This is a genomic window from Variovorax paradoxus, from assembly GCF_030815855.1.
Classification (GTDB): domain Bacteria; phylum Pseudomonadota; class Gammaproteobacteria; order Burkholderiales; family Burkholderiaceae_C; genus Variovorax; species Variovorax paradoxus_M.
Genome location: NZ_JAUSXG010000001.1, coordinates 2,514,057 through 2,531,178, shown reverse-complemented (window position 1 = coordinate 2,531,178; position 17,122 = coordinate 2,514,057). Strand labels below are relative to the sequence as shown.

General features: G+C 66.9%; 16 protein-coding genes. 2 read left to right on the top strand and 14 right to left on the bottom strand.

Translation table 11 applies throughout. The annotated features are described in order from the left end of the window. Window positions 1-3: 3 nt before the first annotated feature. The 11 genes from QFZ42_RS11845 to QFZ42_RS11795 form a co-directional block, all read right to left on the bottom strand. Window positions 4-1,740: a fumarate reductase/succinate dehydrogenase flavoprotein subunit gene (locus QFZ42_RS11845; protein WP_307701136.1), complete on the bottom strand. Its 1,737-nt coding sequence runs from the start codon at window positions 1,738-1,740 to the stop codon at window positions 4-6. Beyond that, window positions 1,737-2,507: a GntR family transcriptional regulator gene (locus QFZ42_RS11840; protein WP_307701135.1), complete on the bottom strand. Its 771-nt coding sequence runs from the start codon at window positions 2,505-2,507 to the stop codon at window positions 1,737-1,739. Before QFZ42_RS11840 ends, QFZ42_RS11845 begins: the two co-directional genes overlap by 4 nt. A gap of 161 nt (window positions 2,508-2,668) precedes the next feature. Then, on the bottom strand, window positions 2,669-3,886 hold the full coding sequence (locus QFZ42_RS11835; protein ID WP_307701134.1) for an acyl-CoA dehydrogenase family protein: 1,218 nt from the start codon (window positions 3,884-3,886) through the stop codon (window positions 2,669-2,671). A gap of 52 nt (window positions 3,887-3,938) precedes the next feature. Continuing rightward, complete coding sequence (locus tag QFZ42_RS11830; RefSeq protein WP_307701133.1) at window positions 3,939-5,303, bottom strand: LLM class flavin-dependent oxidoreductase; 1,365 nt, start codon at window positions 5,301-5,303, stop codon at window positions 3,939-3,941. A 46-nt stretch (window positions 5,304-5,349) separates the two neighbouring features. Continuing rightward, window positions 5,350-6,210 carry an ABC transporter ATP-binding protein gene (locus QFZ42_RS11825; RefSeq protein ID WP_307701132.1) on the bottom strand — a complete coding sequence of 287 codons (861 nt, stop codon included), beginning with the start codon at window positions 6,208-6,210 and terminating at the stop codon, window positions 5,350-5,352. A gap of 26 nt (window positions 6,211-6,236) precedes the next feature. Further along, window positions 6,237-7,049, bottom strand: coding sequence for an ABC transporter permease (locus QFZ42_RS11820; RefSeq protein WP_307701131.1), 813 nt, complete (start codon window positions 7,047-7,049; stop codon window positions 6,237-6,239). Then, complete coding sequence (locus QFZ42_RS11815) at window positions 7,046-7,897, bottom strand: ABC transporter permease (RefSeq protein WP_307701130.1); 852 nt, start codon at window positions 7,895-7,897, stop codon at window positions 7,046-7,048. The genes QFZ42_RS11820 and QFZ42_RS11815 overlap by 4 nt, the downstream gene beginning before the upstream one ends. Window positions 7,898-7,943: 46 nt before the next feature. Next, window positions 7,944-8,984, bottom strand: coding sequence for an ABC transporter substrate-binding protein (locus QFZ42_RS11810; RefSeq protein ID WP_307704220.1), 1,041 nt, complete (start codon window positions 8,982-8,984; stop codon window positions 7,944-7,946). 59 nt (window positions 8,985-9,043) lie between these two features. After that, window positions 9,044-10,561, bottom strand: coding sequence for an amidohydrolase family protein (locus tag QFZ42_RS11805; protein WP_307701129.1), 1,518 nt, complete (start codon window positions 10,559-10,561; stop codon window positions 9,044-9,046). A 135-nt stretch (window positions 10,562-10,696) separates the two neighbouring features. Then, a complete protein-coding gene (locus QFZ42_RS11800; RefSeq protein ID WP_307701128.1) occupies window positions 10,697-11,350 on the bottom strand; it encodes an alpha/beta fold hydrolase in 654 nt (217 codons plus the stop codon). A gap of 23 nt (window positions 11,351-11,373) precedes the next feature. After that, window positions 11,374-12,039 carry a Crp/Fnr family transcriptional regulator gene (locus QFZ42_RS11795; RefSeq protein WP_307701127.1) on the bottom strand — a complete coding sequence of 222 codons (666 nt, stop codon included), beginning with the start codon at window positions 12,037-12,039 and terminating at the stop codon, window positions 11,374-11,376. Between the two features lie 193 nt (window positions 12,040-12,232). Here QFZ42_RS11795 and QFZ42_RS11790 point away from each other — a divergent pair, with 193 nt between their 5' ends. Beyond that, window positions 12,233-13,867, top strand: coding sequence for a tannase/feruloyl esterase family alpha/beta hydrolase (locus tag QFZ42_RS11790; RefSeq protein WP_307701126.1), 1,635 nt, complete (start codon window positions 12,233-12,235; stop codon window positions 13,865-13,867). A gap of 24 nt (window positions 13,868-13,891) precedes the next feature. Here the strand turns inward: QFZ42_RS11790 and QFZ42_RS11785 are convergent, their stop codons facing one another. Both QFZ42_RS11785 and QFZ42_RS11780 read right to left on the bottom strand, forming a co-directional pair. After that, complete coding sequence (locus QFZ42_RS11785) at window positions 13,892-14,533, bottom strand: dioxygenase family protein (RefSeq protein ID WP_444875731.1); 642 nt, start codon at window positions 14,531-14,533, stop codon at window positions 13,892-13,894. A 137-nt stretch (window positions 14,534-14,670) separates the two neighbouring features. Beyond that, window positions 14,671-15,291 carry a DNA-3-methyladenine glycosylase I gene (locus tag QFZ42_RS11780; protein WP_307704218.1) on the bottom strand — a complete coding sequence of 207 codons (621 nt, stop codon included), beginning with the start codon at window positions 15,289-15,291 and terminating at the stop codon, window positions 14,671-14,673. Between the two features lie 170 nt (window positions 15,292-15,461). Between QFZ42_RS11780 and QFZ42_RS11775 the strand changes: the two genes are divergently transcribed. Continuing rightward, on the top strand, window positions 15,462-16,103 hold the full coding sequence (locus QFZ42_RS11775; protein ID WP_307701125.1) for a 2'-5' RNA ligase family protein: 642 nt from the start codon (window positions 15,462-15,464) through the stop codon (window positions 16,101-16,103). 19 nt (window positions 16,104-16,122) lie between these two features. Here the strand turns inward: QFZ42_RS11775 and QFZ42_RS11770 are convergent, their stop codons facing one another. Beyond that, window positions 16,123-17,037: a LysR family transcriptional regulator gene (locus QFZ42_RS11770; RefSeq protein ID WP_307701124.1), complete on the bottom strand. Its 915-nt coding sequence runs from the start codon at window positions 17,035-17,037 to the stop codon at window positions 16,123-16,125. Window positions 17,038-17,122 lie beyond the last annotated feature (85 nt).

Below are 17,122 nucleotides of genomic sequence, written 5' to 3'. Positions count from 1 at the left end.
GTGTCAGGCCGCAACCGGCTCCCGCACGGCGGCGGGCACGCGAAGGTGCTGGTAGGCGGACATTTCATGGGCATCGAGCGGCACGATGTAGGCGTCGACCGGGCGCTTGAAGCTCACCATCGCGTCGCCTTGCTTCTGCAACTGCGTGTGGCAGAACCAGTCGCGGTCGTTGCGATCGGGAAAGTCCACGCGGTGGTGGTACAGGCCCCAGCGGCTCTCGGTACGGTAGAGCGAGGCGCGCGCGGCCATCTCGGCGCAATCGCGGATCGCATGCACTTCCATCGCGCGCATCAGTTCGTGCGGGCCGGGGGCGGCGAGCTGTTCGAGGTCCTCGTGGATCTGCTCGAAGCGCGAGAGGCCGATCTCCATCTTGCGCGTCACCTTGGGCGGCTGCAGGTAGTCGTTGACCATGCGGCGCAGCTTGTATTCGACCTGGGCCGGCGGCAGGCCACCCTCGCGAAGCAGCGGTGCGCTGACGCGGGCGTGCTCTCGCGCCACCTGTTCTTCGTCGAGCGCGGGCAGCTCGGTCTCGGCGCAATGCCGCGCGGCGCTTTCGCCGGCAAGCCGGCCGTAGACGAAGGCGCCGAGCATGTAGTTGTGCGGCACGCAGGCCAGGTCGCCCGCGGCGTGCAGGCCCGGCACGGTCGTGCGCGCGTGCTCGTCCACCCAGACGCCCGAGGCCGAATGGCCGCTGCACAGGCCGATCTCGGAGATGTGCATCTCCACCATCTGCGCGCGGTAGTCGGTGCCGCGCCCGGCATGGAAGCGGCCCCGGCTCGGGCGCTCGTTGGTGTGCAGGATCTGCTCGATGGTGGCGATGGTTTCCTCGGCCAGGTGGCTCAGCTTGAGGAACACCGGGCCGTTGCCGCCCTGGAGCTCGTTGTAGAACTCCATCATCATCTGGCCGCTCCAGTAGTCGCACTCGATGAAGCGCTCGCCCTTGTTGTTGGTGGTGTGGCCGCCGAATGGGCCCGTCACGTAGGCGCAGGCGGGGCCGTTGTAGTCCTTGATGAGCGGGTTGATCTGGAAGCACTCGATGCCCGAGAGCTCGGCGCCCGCGTGGTAGGCCATGCTGTAGCCGTCGCCCGCATTGGTCGGGTTCTCGTAGGTGCCGAAGAGGTAGCCCGATGCGGGCAGGCCCAGCCGACCGGCCGCGCCGGTGGCAAGCACCACCGATTTCGCGCGGATCACATGGAACTCGGCCGTGCGGCAGTCGAAGGCCATCGCGCCCGCGATGCTGCCGTCGGCCGCGGTGAGCAGGCGTGTGACCACCAGGCGCTGCGACATCTCCACGCGCGTGCGCTTCAGGCGCCGGTACAGCACGTTCTTGATGTTGTGCCCCTCGGGCATCGGCAGCACGTAGGTGCCCATGTGGTGCACCTTGCGCATCGCGTAGTCGCCGGTCTCGTCCTTCTCGAACTTGACGCCCCAGCGGTCGAGCTCCTCGATCATCGAATAGCTGTTGCGCGCATAGGCCATTACCGTCTTCTGGTTGACGATACCGTCGTTGGCGGTGGTGATCTCCTTCACGTACTGCTCAGGCGTGGCGAAGCCCGGCACCACCGCGTTGTTCAGGCCGTCCATCCCCATCGAGATGGCGCCGCTGCGCTTGACGTTGGCTTTCTCGAGCAGCAAGACCTCCAGCTTCGGGTTGGCTTCCTTCGCCTTGACGGCCGCCATCGGGCCGGCCGTGCCGCCGCCGATGACCAGCACGTCGACGGTGCGGGTGATGATGTTCATGGGTTGTCCTTGGTCGGGTGGCTGCGGGCGATGCGAAGCCGGTGCTGGAACGCATCGCCGCGGAAATAGAGGTCTTCGAAATCGAGCGGCGCGCCATCGGCGGTGTGGGTGAGGCGCTCCACGCGCAGCACCGCGGTGCCTTCGGGCACGCTCAGCGAACGCGCAAGCAACTCGTCGGCAAGCGTCGCGTCGATCTGCAGGTCGGCGTGGCCGAGCGCGATGCCATAGTCGTTCTCGAGGATCAGGAAGATGTCGCGCCCCGCGAGATCCGCCTGCCGCAGCCGCTCGCCGATGGCATGGGGCAGGTAGGTCACTTCGTAGGACACCGGGGCGCGGTTGAGATGGCGCACGCGCTTGATCTGCGCGACCGGCGAGCCCTCGGCCAGGCCCAGATGCTCTGCCACCCGCGGCGAGGCCGGCACGGTCTTGTGGCTGGTCACCTGGTTGCGGATCTCGTAGCCCATGCGGACCATCGATTCGGCAAAGCCTTCGAGCTGGCCCAGGTGCTGGAACGCCTTGGGCTTGGCGACGAAGGTGCCCTTGCCCGGAATCTTGAAGATCAGGTTTTCGCGCTGCAGGTCGCTGAGAGCCTGGCGCACCGTGATGCGGCTGACCTTGAACAGCGCGACCATTTCGCTTTCAGAGGGAAGCTGCGCATGCGGTGCGTAGCTGCCGTCCAGAATGCGCTCGCGCAGCGTCTCCCGCACCTGCGTGTAGAGCGGCACGGGCGAAAAAGCAATCGGCTCGAGAGCCTTGGGGCTGGACATGCGGCTGACCTGTTATGACCGGTTGAACGAGGTCGAATGCTAGTCAGCGATGCATGTGCCGTTAAATAACAAAAACGTGCTTGCATATGCAGAAACGGCGCTTGCCGCGGCTGCGAGAAGGGTGAGCGGGCAACGAGTCGCTGTTCCGCATGCCCCAGGGCTCAGGCCGTGCTGGTCCCGACCGACCAATAGAAGGTCGGCCGCGTTCCATTGAGCGCGTGGTCGCCGACGACCCGCGCCTTGTAGATGGTCGGGTTGTGCGAAGCCAGCGTCCGCGCGTTTCGCCAATGGCGGTCGAGCCGGCGATCTTCCTGCAGGGCCGACGCGCCGCCCACATCGAACAAGCGCGTTGCAGCGTTCAGCACGGCATCGACGATTCCGACCTGTGCCTTGGCCGTGCGCAGTTCCACGTCGACGATCAGGCTTTCGGGAACGGCCTCGCCGCGCTGGCGCAGGCGGTCGATGTCGCCGAGCCCGCGGGCCACGGCTGCCACCGCGGAAGCGGCCGTGAAGGCCGTGCTGGCCAGTTGCCCCACCACCTGCTGAACCAGCGGATCCTCCCTGGGCGTGGCGCCGCTGCCGTGGCTGTACACCCGCTTGCGCGGCTGCACGAAGGCCACCGCGTCGCGCTCGATGGCGCGTGCAATGCCGGCCAGCGTGGCCAGATGCGTGAGCTGGAAGTAGGCCGTCAGCGGCGTGGGCCGCTCGCGGTCATAGGACAGCACGTCGGCGGCCTCGACCGCGACACGCCGGAAGCGCGTGGTGCCCGACCCCGTCAGGCGCTGGCCGAAGCCACGCCAGTCGTCGACGCACTCCACGCCCTCCGCGTGCGCGGGCACGAGCACCAGAACCCGCCCCTCCTTGCTCGGGTCGTCCGCGCGCTGCGCGCTCACCGGAATCCAGTCGGCATAGAGCGTGCCGGTGCTGTAGAACTTGTCCCCGTCGAGCCGCCAGCCCTTGCCGTCGCGCGTCAGCTTGGTCTGGAGCGTGCCCAGCTCGCCCTCGCCGATTTCGGTCGTGGCGTTGCCGAAGATCGCGCCTGCGGCCGCGCGCCGCAGCCAGGGCGCGTGCAGCTCGGGATCGATCTCCGCATAGAGCCGTTCGATGAAGCCGAAGTGCGCGCGCAGGATCTGAGGCAGGTTGGAGTCGGCTGCGCCAAGTTCGATGAGCAGGTCGAACAGCTGCTCGACCGAGGCGCCCAGGCCGCCATGGTCGAGCGGAACACGCAGCGCACCGAACTTGGCTTCGCGAAGCCAGTTGACCGCGTCATGGGCCAGCTCGCGCTCGTTCTCGCGCCGGGCGGCGTGTTCGGCGATGCGGACGAAAACGGGGCGAAAGCGCTCGGCGAGCTGCTCGTAGGAAGGAGGCTGTTGGGGCATGAAGAATGGCGAAAATGAGAGGAAGTGAGAGGGTGCTCGGCGGGTAGGCGGTTCACGCGGTCGCGGCCGTGCGCGCCTGGGGCACGGAATGCGCCGGGTGCACGGGCCTGCGCAGCCCCAGGTGCTCGCGCAGCGTGCGGCCCTCGTACTCGGTGCGGAACAGGCCGCGGCGCCGGAGTTCGGGCAGCACGAGTTCGATGAAGTCGTCCAGCCCGCCCGGGAACCACGGCGCCATGATGTTGAAGCCGTCGGCGCCGCCTTCCTCGAACCACTGCTGCAGCTGGTCGGCGATGCTGGAGGGTGTGCCCACCACCTGCTGGTGCCCGCGCGCGCCGGCGATGCGCAGGTACAGGTCGCGGATGCTGAGGTTCTCGCGCCGCGCCAGGTCCAGCAGCAGGCGCTGGCGGCTCTTGGGGCCGTTGGTCTCCGGCAGTTCAGGCACCGGTCCGTCGACCGGCAGGCCGGAGAAGTCGAAGCCGCCGATCACGTTCGACAGCAGCGACACGCCGACCACCGGATGCACCAGCGCCTGCAGCTGTTCGAACTTGTCCTCGGCCTCTGCCTGCGTGCGGCCGACCACCGGGAAGATGCCGGGCATGATCTTCACGTCTTCCGGGTGCCGGCCGTGGCGGACGACACGGCTTTTGATGTCGGCGTAGAAGCTCTTCGCCTCGTCGAAGGTCTGGTGCGCGACGAAGATCACCTCGGCCGTGCGCGCCGCGAGATCGCGACCAGCTTCGGAGGCGCCGGCCTGCACCACCACCGGTCTTCCCTGCGGCGAGCGCGCCACGTTGAGCGGGCCGCGCACCGAGAAATGCGTGCCCTTGTGGCCCAGCACGTGCAGCTTGTTCTCGTCGAAGTAGCGGCCGTCCTGCTTGTCGCGCACGAAGCTGTCGTCCTCCCAGCTGTCCCACAGGCCGGTGACCACGTCGTGGAACTCGGCTGCGCGTTCGTAGCGCAGCGCATGCTCGAAATGCTCGTCGCGGTTGAAGTTCTGCGCTTCGCCGGTTCCGCTGGACGTCACCAGGTTCCAGCCCGAGCGCCCGCCGCTGATCTGATCCAGCGAGGCGAACTTGCGCGCCACGTTGAAGGGCTCGTTGAAGCTCGTCGATACGGTGGCGATGAGGCCGATGCACTCGGTCAGCGCCGCGATGGCGGCGAGCAGCGTGAGCGGCTCGAAGTGGTCGCTGCGCGCCGTGCGCGAAAGCGAAGGCAGGTTGCTGTTGCGCACGCCGACCGAATCGGCGAGGAAGATGGCGTCGAACTTGGCCGCTTCGGCCTTCTGCGCAAGTTCGACATAGTGGCGAAAGTTGCTGCCGGCATCGGCCTGCGCGCCCGGGTGGCGCCAGGCCGCGATGTGGTGGCCGGTCTGCATGAGGAAGGCGCCGAGCTTGAACTGGCGCGGGGATGAAGCCATGGGTCGAATACCTGAGTAAGAAGAAGAGGAGGAGGGATGGCGGCGTTCACCACGCCAGTTGCAGCTTCTGCGGAAAGCCGGCACCGGCTGGCCCGGGCTGCGGCGTGGTGATCGGCGCGCGGTCCACGCCGACGTCGAGGAAGTCGCTGAGCACGTCGTCGCGCAGCCGGATGAAGGCCGGGTCGCTGCGGTTGCGCGGATGCGGCAGGTCGATCTCGACCGTGCGGCGGATGCGCCCCGGCGAAGGCTGCATCACCACCACGCGGTCACCGAGGAACACCGCTTCCTCCACGTCGTGGGTGACCAGCAGCATCGTGATGCGCTCTTTCTGCCAGATGCGCTGCAGTTCGTTCTGCAGCCGCGAGCGCGTCAGCGCATCGAGCGCACCGAAGGGTTCGTCGAGCAGCAGCACGCGCGGCCGGTTCACCAGGCCGCGCGCAATTGCCACGCGCTGGGCCATGCCGCCGGAGATCTGGTGCGGCCACGATTTCTCGAATCCCTCCAGACCGACCAGTGCGACGTGCTCGGCCACGAGTTCACGCTTCTCCTTCGCGCTGAAGGGGGCGTTGCGCAGGCCAACGGCGATGTTCTGCTCCACCGTGAGCCATGGGAAGAGCCGGTGATCCTGGAACACGATGCCGCGCTCGCGGCCGGTGCCCGAGATCGGTTCGCCGTCCAGCAAGATCTGGCCTTCGTACTGCGCATCGAGTCCGAGGATCAGCCGCAGCAGCGTGGACTTGCCGCAGCCGCTGGCGCCGACGATGCTCACGAAGCGGCCGGCCGGCACGTGCAGGTCGATGCCTTCGAGCACCTGCAGTTCGCCGGCGCTGGCCTGCGTGTTCGCATAGCGCTTGCCAAGGCCGCGGATGTCGAGTTCGTTGGAGGGGTTTGCAAGGGTGGATGTCATGGGAAGAGAGCTCTTTCGTGAGTCGTTCATGCGTGCCCGGTCCAGCGCGCCAGCCGGCGCTCCAGTGCGCGGGCCGATGCGTTCATGAGCCAGCCGACCCCGCCGATCACGAACATGCCGAAGATCACCAGGTCCATCTGGAAATGCTCGCTGCCCTCGATCAGCGTGTTGCCGATGCCCCGGCCGGCCACCAGCAGGTACTCCGCGCCGATGGTCGCGAGCCAGGAATAGATGAGCGCCAGGTACACGCCCGTGAAGATCGAGGGCAGGGCGGCCGGCAGCACCACCTGCATGACGGTCTGCCAGCGCGTGTAGCCGTAGACGTGCGCCACTTCGAGCAGGCCGGCCGGCGCGGTGCGGATGCCGTCGCAGGTGTTGACCACCACCGGCACCAGCGCGGCCAACGACAGGAACACCACCTTCGCCACGTCGCCGAGGCCGAACCACACCGAGATCAGCGGAATCCATGCGAACAGCGAGATCTGCTTGAAGGTGTTGAAGCTCGGCCCGACGATGCGGTTGAAGAGCGGCGACAGGCCCAGCAGCGCGCCGAGCACGAGTCCCGCCGTGCTGCCGATCAAGAAGCCCGTGGCCTCGCGTGCGAGGCTGGCGCTCAGGGCGCGCCAGAGACGTCCGCTCGCCACCTGCTCGGCCGCGGTGTCGAATACCTTGGCCGGCGACACCAGCAGCGCCGAGTTGACGAGGTCGAGCGACGACAGCAGCCACCACAGCGCGACGGCCGCTGCGGGCAGCACGAAGCCGCGCCAGCGGCTGCGCTCGGCCGGCCGCAGTGGCTGCACCGTGGCCAGCTCGGCCGCATCCCGCGTGGCGCTGCTCATGGCACCGCTCCACCGGGCTGGCGCCGGTGCACCGCCGTCTCGAGCCGGTCGAGCAGGCGGTCGATGGCATAGCCGATGGCACCCACGACGATCACGGCTGCCATCACCAGGTCGAGCTGGAACAGCTGGCGGCCGTAGACGATGAGGTAGCCCAGCCCCTCGCTCGACGCCACGAGCTCCACCACCACCAGCGAGAGCCAGGCCTTGGTGAAACCCAGCCGCACGCCGGTGAAGAGCGTGGGCACGGCGTGCGGCAGCACGATCTCCAGCACCTGCTGGCGGCGGTCGTAGCCATACACGTCGCCCACCTCGCGCAGCGCGGCGGGTGTCTGGCGGAAACCCTGCAGCGTGTTCAGCGCCACGGGCACCAGCGCCGCCTTGGCGATGAGAATGTATTTCAGCGGCTCGCCGATGCCCGCGATCAGGAGCACGAAGGGCAGCCAGGCGAGCACAGGAATCTGCACCAGCGCATTGAAGGTGGGCAGCACGTAGGCCTCGAAGCTGCGCGACAGGCCCATGGCCGAACCCAGCACGAGACCGAGCAGGGTACCGGCCGCGAAGCCGACGCCCACGCGCGTGAAACTGGTGCCCACGTGCAGCCAGAGATCGCCGCTCTTGGCCAGGTCGCGCAGGGTTTCCCAGACGAACTGCGGCGGCGGCAGCACCTGCGGCGAGATCCAGCCCTGCGCGGCGCCTGTGTACCAGAGCGCGAGCAGCGCGATGGGGAGGAGCCAGGGGAGGGCGCGGTCGCCTGCGTCGGCGGCAATGCGGCGCCAGGGCAGCGGGGACCTTGCCGGCGCGTTGCCTTCGCGTGGCAAGACCGCCGACAGTTCAGCTTCGGCGCTCATCGGTATTGCTCCCTCTCCCAGAGGGAGAGGGGATAAGACGGGGCGCTCATCGGGCCGCGACCGATTGGCCGGCCTTCGCCTGCCCCTTGGCATCGAAGGCGGTCCAGTAGTTCTCCAGCCCTTGCTTCTTCAGCGCGTTCTTCAGATACCGCGTGTCGAACCAGTCGTCGACCGACACCTCGCGGCGGATCAGCTTGAGCTTCAGTGCATCGGTGACCACGGCCTTGTAGCGCCCGATGATGAAATCGTCGACCAGCGGCGAGTTGCGCACGGCGAGTTGCTGCTGGTCGAACTCCGCCGCCCAGGATGCGACCGGCGTGCCGCTGCGGGCCCAGATGCGAAAGAGCTCATCGCGGTTCTTCTCGTCCGACGACCAGCGGGCCGCGCGCACGAACACGTCGACCACGCGCTGCACCTCGGCCGGGTTGGCCTGCTCGAAATCCGAGCGCACCAGCAGCGACGCCTGGCGCGTGAAGCTCGGGTCCTGCCCCTGCGTGGAGTACACCACCTTGGCCAGCCCCTGGTCGCGCACCTTGAACCACTCGTAGCCGCCGAAGGCCGCGTCCACGCCGTTCGACACCAGCGCGGCCTGCGCGCTGCCGGTGTCCAGGTTCACGCCCTCGATGTCGCGCTCCGCGAGGCCATTGGCCGCCAGCACGTTGATGGCCACGAGGTGGCCGTTCGTGCCGCGAAAGAGCGAGACGTTGCGGTCCTTCAGGTCCTTGATCGAGCGGATGTCCGACTTCGGCGCCGCCACGAGGTACAGGTTGTTGCGCGCGCCGCTCACCACCAGCAGCTTGGTCTTCAAGCCATTGGAGCGCCCGACGATCGACGGCAGGTCGCCCTGGTAGGCGAAGTCGATCTGCTTGTTCGACAAGGCTTCGTTCACCGCCGGCCCGGCGCCCTTGAAGAACAGCCATTCGACCTTGACGCCCGTGGCCTTGAACTCGTCCTCCAGCCAGTTGTTGACGCGCGCCACCCCGCCCGGCGAGCCGCCCCAGGTGACGGGCTCGCCGCCGCCCGCGGTGGCGACGCCGATGCGGATGGTGTCGGGCGCCGCCTGTGCGGGCAACACGGCGGCCGCCATCAACGCCAGCGTGCCGAGCGGTACAGCCCAGCGGCGCAGGAGAGTAAGCGCGGTGCCTTTCACTTCGCGCCTTTCAGGCCCAGCTTGCGGCCGACCTCGGTGCCTTCGAAGAAGCGCGGATTGGCCTCGGTGTAGAAGCGATGCGGGTTTTCGAACACGAAAGCCTTGAAGTCGGCCGCGGAGATCACGCCTTGCTGCACCAGGTCCCAGGTTTCGGCCAGCGGCTCGGTGAACTCCGGCACGTCCCAGTGCCCCACGTCGGACGACCAGATCGCATTGATCTTCGTGCCCAGCGGGTTTACCTTGGTGTTGAAGGCCGCCGCCACCGTGCGGTCGTCGGCTTCCGAACCGAAATAGAAGTTGTTCACCCAGCGGTCGCGGATGTCCTCGACCTTCTCGATGCCGGCGAGCGCGAAGTCGTCGATCTCCGATTCGTTGGGCTCGCGGCTGTGCGGCAGTGCCGAAATGCCCAGGCTGTCGCGCAGCAGCGTCGACTTGTCGATGGTGCGGCCCTTGAGCAGGTCGCCGCCATAGCGTTCGAACAGCGAGGCGAGCAACTCGATGTCGGCTTCGGCCGGGTCGTAGTTGCGCACCGCGTTCTTGTTGCGCTTTTCCCAGCGGTCCACAAGGTGCGTGTAGACATGCGAACCCCAGTCGGCGCCGCCTTCGAGCAGGCCCACGCGCAAGCCTGGAAAGCGTCGCGTCACGCCGCCGAAGAACAGCGCCTTGGCAAAGGCTTGCGAGCCGTCGGCGAAGTGGCCGACGTGGTTGTTCATGTAGTTGCTGATCGACTGCCGGCCGGTCCAGCCCTGGCTGCCGTAGTGCGTGGTCACCGGCACGCCGAGCTCGACCACCTTGGCCCAGAACGGGTCGTAGTCGTGCTCGCTGTCGATGCCGTAGAAGTCGATGTAGCCGATCTGCTTGGCGATCTCCGGGTGTTCCTTCGCCGGATATTTTTCGGCGATGGCACGGATCGGCCGACGCACCCCGCCGGCGATGTTGATCACCTTCAGCCCGAGCGTCTTGACCGCGAATTCCAGTTCCTCGATGCCTTCCTGCGGCGTGTGCAGCGGGATGCCCGCCACGGGCGTTAGGCGGTCGGCGTACGGCCGGTATTGGTCGGCATGAAAGTGGTTGATGGCGCGATGCAGCGGCTGGCGGTATTCGGTGCCGGCCGCGGCCGGCGAGAGCACGTCATTGGGGAACAGGATCGAGTAGTCCGAGCCTTGCTCACCCAGGCGCTCGTAGAGAAGCGCAGGCAGCGTGTAGGTGGCGAGGTCGTAGGTGTTGCGCGTCACGCGCGCCCACCAGGGCGCTCGCAGCGTGCGGTGAAACTGGCGTTCCTCGGGTGTCTGCTGGTACCAGTCCTTTCCGCCGCTGTTGCGCGTGACGAAGCGTCCGCCCAGGGCCTTCCGCAGCGCATCGACGAGCTTGCTGCCACCGTAGTGCTGCACATAGTCCTCGAGCACGGGCGCGTAGTCGTTGACGTGGACATCCGTGTCGATCACCGGATGGTCGAGGCCTGCCTTGACGGCGGCGGAGCGCGATGCGTGCACGCGGTTCAAACGATCGTTCATCTGCGAGTTCCTCGGAGGGGGGAAAGGAACGCCGCAGGCTACGCGTGGGCTGCGCGCTTGCCAAAGAAGGCTTTTGGAATTGCTTAGCCGGCGCGCGCATATAGAAAGAGAAAGCACGGCCGCGGCCGGCTTTTCCTACGCGTACGTCAACAGTATCTTCGTGAGGGCTTCGGGAGCGAGCCGCGGAATATCGTGTGCGCAGGCCAGGGGATGCGTGGCCCATTCAGGGTCTCGCCGCAGGCGTTCGTAGAGCTCGACGAACGGGCTTCCTTCCCAGCCGCACGCGGCAACGAAGGCTTTGCTGCGGACGTTGCGCCAATTGCCCGTCAATTGAATCGCCTGCAGGAAGGTGGCGATAGGATGCGGGCGGCATCGCCTGTCGAGATGGCCCGGCGGCGTGCAGGTCAAACCATCCGCGGCCGCACCCGCGATGAAACGCTCCCGATAGGCCGGGGTGGTGAGCGACCAGACCGATGCCCCGTGGTCCGGGACATAGGCATCGGCGTAGACGATTGCTTCGACGCGCGACGGCTCCTTGTCCGCCGCGCCGGTGATGGGTATTCCGCCATACGAATGACCGACAAGAACGGCGGGCGTGTCGCGCTCGCGAAGCGCCTGCACCACCTCGTCGATATGGCGCTCGAGATTGACGCCATTCGCGGGCTCGTCACCCAGCCCCGCGAGAGTGAGCGCCTGGACTTCGTGGCCTTCGCTCGATAGCGCACGGGCGACGGCTTCGAACGCCCAGCCTCCGTGCCAGCCACCCGGCACCAAAACGAATCTTGCCATCTGATGTGTCCTCTCGAGTGCAGCTAGCCTTCTTGCTCCTGGTAGTTGCGAAGGCCCGTCAGGTCCGTGACCACGAGGCTGCCGTACTCGGCGCGAACGAATCCCATGGCCTCCAGGCGCTTGACGGAGGTATTCGCGCGCTGGCGCTGCAGGCCCGCGAGTTCGCCGAGTTCTTCCTGGGAGATCGGCAGCTTCTCCTGCATGTTCGGATACAGCACAGGATTGAACATTCCGCTGATCGCGCGGGCGAGCCGCGCCACCGGGTCGGTCAGCCGATCGGCCTCCACCGTGCCGAGATACTGCGCCAGCCGCTCGTTCAGCTGATCGATGATGAAGTGGTTGAACTCGAAACTGGTGTCGAGCAGCCAGCGAAACGTCGCTCTCGGAATGTGAATGACGCGCGTCGGGCGCATCGCGATCACGTCATAGCGGCGCAGTTCGGTCTTGATGATCGATCCCTCGCCGATCCAACTCCCGGTTGGCACCCCTGTGAACATGACGACCTTGCCGCTGCGAAAAGCATTGGTGATCTTGATCAGTCCGTCGGCGACGCCGATCCAGGAGTGAACCGGATCTCCCGCGCGAACCACGAAGTCGTTTCTCTGGTGAATCGTGTCATACGCATCGCGGGCCACACGCTCGCGGACCGGCTCCGGTAGCATGCGCGTTCCGGGCATTTCGTCGAGCAATGCCCTCAGCGTCTTGTCTGCTCTTTTCATGCGTCGACGGGGTCGTTCAAGGGGTCAAAGATAAATAGGGACTCGCCTCGAACAGCACTCGGGTTTGTGCTGCCTCACATTGTCTCGCTGCGTACAAACTGCCAAGCGAAGCCGGCGAAGAATACGCGGCGTCGAGAGTAGCAGTCAAACAGGAGACAAGTTCATGCGTAACAGAAAAACGCTCGTGTGCCGTGCAGCCGGCGTCACGGTGGCCCTGCTTTCAATCGCCGGATGCGGTGGCGGCAGCGGCGGCGGTGGCGGGTTCGTTCCACTGCCCATCGCCCAGCCGGCCGGCGGCACGCCCCCTGCGCCGCCTCCACCCGCACCGCCAGTCACCGCGCAACAAGCTTGTACAAATCTTCAAGGCAAGACTGTCGGTGGGGCGACAGTTGTCTCGGCATCGGTGGTGCCGGCCAGCGACGGCGTGCCTGTCTATTGCAAGGTCAGTGCACGGATCGATCCCAAGCTCAATTTCGAGTTGCGCCTTCCGGACGCATGGAACAGCAAGCTCCAATATTTCGGTGGCGGCGGTTACAACGGGTCGATTTCACCGTTGGTCGCGGGAGACACGCTGAGCCTGCCCGCCATCAAGAAGGGCTACGCCACCGTCGGCAGCGACTCGGGACATCAGGGCTCTCCGCTCGATGCCTCATGGGCGCTGAACGATCCGACGGCCGCGCAGCTGTTCGGCAGCCTCTCCGTTCCCACGGTCATGTCGTCCGTCGTGGAAATGCTCAAGATGGCGTATGGCGCCACGCCGTCGAAGTCGTACTTCGAGGGCTGCTCGAACGGGGGCCGCGAGGCGTTGATGACTGCGCAGCGCTATCCGAACCTGTTCGACGGCATCATTGCGCGGGCACCGGCCTACAACTGGGTCGGATTCATGGGCGGCTTCAATCGCACCGCGAAAGCGATGGCCGCACCGGGGGGGGCGCTCAGCGTTGCGAAGGTCGCGACATTGGCCAAAGCCGTCAGGGACGCCTGCGACGGCAGCGACGGGATCGTCGACGGTGTCGTGTCGAATCCGACTGCTTGCACCTTCGATCCGCAGGTACTCAGGTGTTCGGGCGGCGCGGATACAGGCGACAGCTGCTTGTCCGATGCGCAGTTGGCGACGGTGGCTTCCACGACCTCGCCGGCTGTCTTCGCGGGCAGTCCGACCTACCGCGATCCGGGCCGGCTGCTGGTCGGCAACGAAGACGATCCGGGCGCGTTTGCCGTATGGACGACCGGCGCGGGCAACCCTCAAGCGGCGCTGCAGTATCTGTTTCAGGACACGACCGTCAAGACCTTCCTGGCGCGCGACCTCGCCGCAGATTCCCTGGCCTACACCTGGGACCAGGATGCGGGGGCCCTCTATGGATTGGCCGCGCTCAACGATGCGACCAACGTCGATCTCCGCCCGTTCCAGAACAGCGGCGGCAAGCTGATCCTGTGGCACGGCGAGAACGACGCCGCGCTCAACTTCAGCGCCACCACCGAGTACTACACAAACATGGTGGCGGCCGTGGGCGGGCAGGGCACCGCGGATTCATTCGCCCGCTACTACCTTGCTCCGGGCGTCAACCACTGCGCCGGTGGACCGGGCGCCGACACGTCGGACCTTCTCGGCGCGTTGGATGCGTGGGTCGACCAGGGCACGGCACCCGGAACGCTGGGCGCCGACAAGATCGTCGGCGGAGCCACGGCGTTCAGCCGGCCGCTCTGCCAGTATCCCAAGTACCCTCGGTATACCGGCCCGGCCAACAACGCAGAGGCCGCCGCGCTCGCGTCCAACTACGCCTGCACGTCGCCGTAGCCGCCGATCAGGGCCCGCGGGCCCTCAGGCCGCCACGACGATCGGGAAGCGGGCCCGCAGCCCGTCCGCTCCGCGCTCGAAAGGCACGGTAACCGCGTCTCTCGCGGCCTGGGGGAGATTGCGCCAGAGGTAGTCGCGCGCGTTGCCCGGGTCGCCCGATACGTAGAGCTGGGTGGTCAGCAGTTCGCGCGTGCCGAGCTTCACCTTGACGTGGATGTGCGGCGTACGGCCGCTGTAGGGCACGGGCCGGATGGTGCGAAAGCGGTAGCTGCCGTCCTCGCCCACCGCGACGCGGCCGAAACCCTGGAAAGCGGCGTCGGCGCGGCCGCCGTCGCCGGGATGGTGGTAGTGGCCGTTGTCATCGCATTGCCAGATCTCGACCTGCGCGCCGCGCAGCGGCTTGCCGTCCAGGTCGGTCACCGAGCCATCGACCCACGCCGGCTGGCCGCCGCGGTAGCTCAGCGTGCCGTTGCGCAGGAGATCGTTGTCCGAATCCTGCGGCAGGCTGACCGGGTAGAACGGTCCCTCGGTTTGCGAAGGGGTGGCAAGCCGGCGCGCCGCCGGCTGGGCGCGGGCGCCGAACCAGAACGCGGGGAGGGCGACCATGGCCGCGGCGAAGGTGCGCCGCGGAAGGCCGGCTGCCGCGGCAACCGGGAGGCGCCGCATCCGGGCCGTCCTGAACTCGACCCGGGCAGATGCTGGTTCTGGCGTAGCGTTCATGGTTTGTCAGAGCCGTGGCGCTCGCGCGAGTTCCGCGCCTGGGCTTCCGAGTCGGGGCCGTCGGCGTCGCCGCCGCCGCAGGTTCAGCCTGGTGCGGCGTGCGGCCTTTTGAATGCGCTTCGCGCGTGTTGCGCCTTCACCCGGACCACGCAGCCTTGCGCATGGTCGTTGATGAGGCCCATGGCCTGCATGAAAGCGTACACAGTGGTCGGCCCGACGAACTTCCAGCCGAGCTTCTTCAGTGTCTTGGAAAGCGCAATGGAAGCCTCGGAGGTCGAAGCGCTCTGCGGTTCCGCCAGCGAGCCGGCATCGGGCTCATGGCCCCAGAAAAAGGCCGCCAGCGAGCCGTGGCTTGCGACCAGTTCCTGCGCCCGGGCGGCGTTGTGGATCACCGCCTCGATCTTGCCCCGGTGCCGGACGATGCCCGCGTCTTGCAGCAGGCGCTCGACGTCTTCTGCGGTGAAGCGAGCCATCTTGTTGAAGTCGAATCCGTGGAACGCCGCGCGAAAGTTCTCCCGCTTGGCAAGGATGGTGCGCCAGCTCAACCCGGACTGGAAGCCTTCCAGGCAGAGCTTTTCGAACAGGCGGCGGTCGTCCGCCACCGGAAAGCCCCATTCGGTGTCGTGGTAGGCAAGGAATTCCGGCGCGCTTGCGCACCAGCGGCAGCGTGGTTGGCCGTCTGGGCCGTTGATCAATGGTTGCAGGATCGGGTCCTCGGTCTTAATGAAGTCGTGATGAAGGACGGCGTGGTCCTGAACGGCGCGGAGAATAGGGCGGCCTTCCCGGTGCGTCAAGGATGCGCCTTGGCACATCGATGCGGCAGGCGCTTTCGGTAAGCTTCGGGGTCGGCAGCGGTTCCAGGTCTCCGGAGGAGATGCCACTGCTCCTTGCCATGCCCGAACAGCTTCTTCTCCCAGGTATCGATCCTCCGCCGCCGCCCCTGCGCCGTGCCCGCGGCACCGCGCCGCGCAACGAGCGCCTGCCTCGCTCGCTCTTCCTGGCGATCTTTCCGCACCCTGAAGACGCCGCTTCGATTGCCGCGCTGGCCGCGCGCCTCAAGGACCGGCATGCGCTGAAGGGAAAGCTGACCGAGGCGCCTCGCCTGCATGTCACGTTGCATCACCTCGGAAGCTATCCGGCCGCAGTGCCGCGCAAGCAGGTGCACGCCGCCGTGGACGCGGCGGCCAGCGTGGCGCCGCCGTCTTTCGATGTGGTGTTCGACGAGGTCATGCGGTTCGACAAGAGCAAGGCGTTTGTGCTGTGCGGCGCTGAAAGCGGGACATCGGCGCTCGCGGCATTCCGGCAGCGTCTTGGCGAAGCGCTGGCCGATGCGGGCTTCAGGCCCGAGCACGGCTTCACGCCTCACATGACCCTGGCCTACACGCCGGGCAAGGTCGAGCGGCACGCCATCGAGCCGGTCCGGTGGACGGCCGATTCGTTTTCGCTCATCGAAAGCCATGTGGGCGAAAGCATCCATGAGGTGCTGGGGCAATGGCCTCCGGGCCGGCCTGCCTGAGGCTGTTGGTCGTCGCCTTCTATTCGCTGTCCGCAAAATTGTCGAACAGCAATCCGCGCAGCCACTGGTTGCCCGGATCGCGATGCACCTTCGCGTGCCAGAACAGATTGATCGCGATCCGGGGCAGCGGCACCGGGTGAGGGCGCCATACCAGCCCGAAGGGCTCGGCGATGCTCTGTGCCAGGCGTTCGGGCACGGTGGCGATCATCTCGCTCGAACGCAGGATGTGGCCGATGGCCACGAAGTGCGGCACCCTGAGCCGGATGCGCCGGTGAATGCCCTGCGCGGCCATCACGTCGTCGGCCTTGCCATGGCCCGTGCCGGCAGCCTGCACCAGCACGTGGTCGGCCGCGCTGAAGTCCTTGAGCGACACGCTGCGCTTGCTCGCGAGCGGGTGGGTCCCGGAGAAGAGGCACACATAGCGCTGCAGGAACAGGCGGCGCTGGAACACGCCGGCCTTGAGCTGCGGCAGCAGCCCGATGGCAATGTCGACGTGGCCGGCTTCGAGTTCGTCGCGCAGGCTGCCCGCGGCGTTGTTGCGCACCGTGCTGATCGTCACGCCGGGCGCTGCGCCGGACAGCGTTTCCATCAGCTTGGGCGTGAAGTAGATCTCGCCGATGTCGGTCATTGCGAGCGTGAAGCCGCGCGTGCTCGTGGCCGGCTCGAACACCACCTGCTGATTGAGCGCAGAGTGCAAGGCGCCCATCGCGTAGGCCACCGGCTCGGCCAGCTGCAGAGCGAACGGCGTCGGCTCCATGCCGCGCGCCGTGCGCAGGAACAGTTCGTCGCCCAGCAATTTGCGCAGCCGCGCGAGCGCATTGCTGATGGCCGGTTGAGACAGGCCGAGCGATTCGGCCACCGCCGAGACGCGCTTCTCGGCCAGCATGCGGTCGAACACCAGCAGCAGGTTGAGGTCGATGTCCTTGAGTTGCATGGCAGACCTTTATTCACAGCAGTGATGAAGCTGATTCACCGGATTCTATTGGTCAATCGGCGCATGCCGCGCATCATCCGCTCCA

What these genes read in the sequence shown, in the direction of transcription:
- QFZ42_RS11845 (WP_307701136.1), bottom strand. Translation starts at nt 1,740, where the DNA reads ATGAACATCATCACCCGCACCGTCGACGTGCTGGTCATCGGCGGCGGC.
- QFZ42_RS11840 (WP_307701135.1), bottom strand. Translation starts at nt 2,507, where the DNA reads ATGTCCAGCCCCAAGGCTCTCGAGCCGATTGCTTTTTCGCCCGTGCCG.
- QFZ42_RS11835 (WP_307701134.1), bottom strand. Translation starts at nt 3,886, where the DNA reads ATGCCCCAACAGCCTCCTTCCTACGAGCAGCTCGCCGAGCGCTTTCGC.
- QFZ42_RS11830 (WP_307701133.1), bottom strand. Translation starts at nt 5,303, where the DNA reads ATGGCTTCATCCCCGCGCCAGTTCAAGCTCGGCGCCTTCCTCATGCAG.
- QFZ42_RS11825 (WP_307701132.1), bottom strand. Translation starts at nt 6,210, where the DNA reads ATGACATCCACCCTTGCAAACCCCTCCAACGAACTCGACATCCGCGGC.
- QFZ42_RS11820 (WP_307701131.1), bottom strand. Translation starts at nt 7,049, where the DNA reads ATGAGCAGCGCCACGCGGGATGCGGCCGAGCTGGCCACGGTGCAGCCA.
- QFZ42_RS11815 (WP_307701130.1), bottom strand. Translation starts at nt 7,897, where the DNA reads ATGAGCGCCGAAGCTGAACTGTCGGCGGTCTTGCCACGCGAAGGCAAC.
- QFZ42_RS11810 (WP_307704220.1), bottom strand. Translation starts at nt 8,984, where the DNA reads ATGGCGGCCGCCGTGTTGCCCGCACAGGCGGCGCCCGACACCATCCGC.
- QFZ42_RS11805 (WP_307701129.1), bottom strand. Translation starts at nt 10,561, where the DNA reads ATGAACGATCGTTTGAACCGCGTGCACGCATCGCGCTCCGCCGCCGTC.
- QFZ42_RS11800 (WP_307701128.1), bottom strand. Translation starts at nt 11,350, where the DNA reads ATGGCAAGATTCGTTTTGGTGCCGGGTGGCTGGCACGGAGGCTGGGCG.
- QFZ42_RS11790 (WP_307701126.1), top strand. Translation starts at nt 12,233, where the DNA reads ATGCGTAACAGAAAAACGCTCGTGTGCCGTGCAGCCGGCGTCACGGTG.
- QFZ42_RS11785 (WP_444875731.1), bottom strand. Translation starts at nt 14,533, where the DNA reads ATGCGGCGCCTCCCGGTTGCCGCGGCAGCCGGCCTTCCGCGGCGCACC.
- QFZ42_RS11775 (WP_307701125.1), top strand. Translation starts at nt 15,462, where the DNA reads ATGCCACTGCTCCTTGCCATGCCCGAACAGCTTCTTCTCCCAGGTATC.
- QFZ42_RS11770 (WP_307701124.1), bottom strand. Translation starts at nt 17,037, where the DNA reads ATGCAACTCAAGGACATCGACCTCAACCTGCTGCTGGTGTTCGACCGC.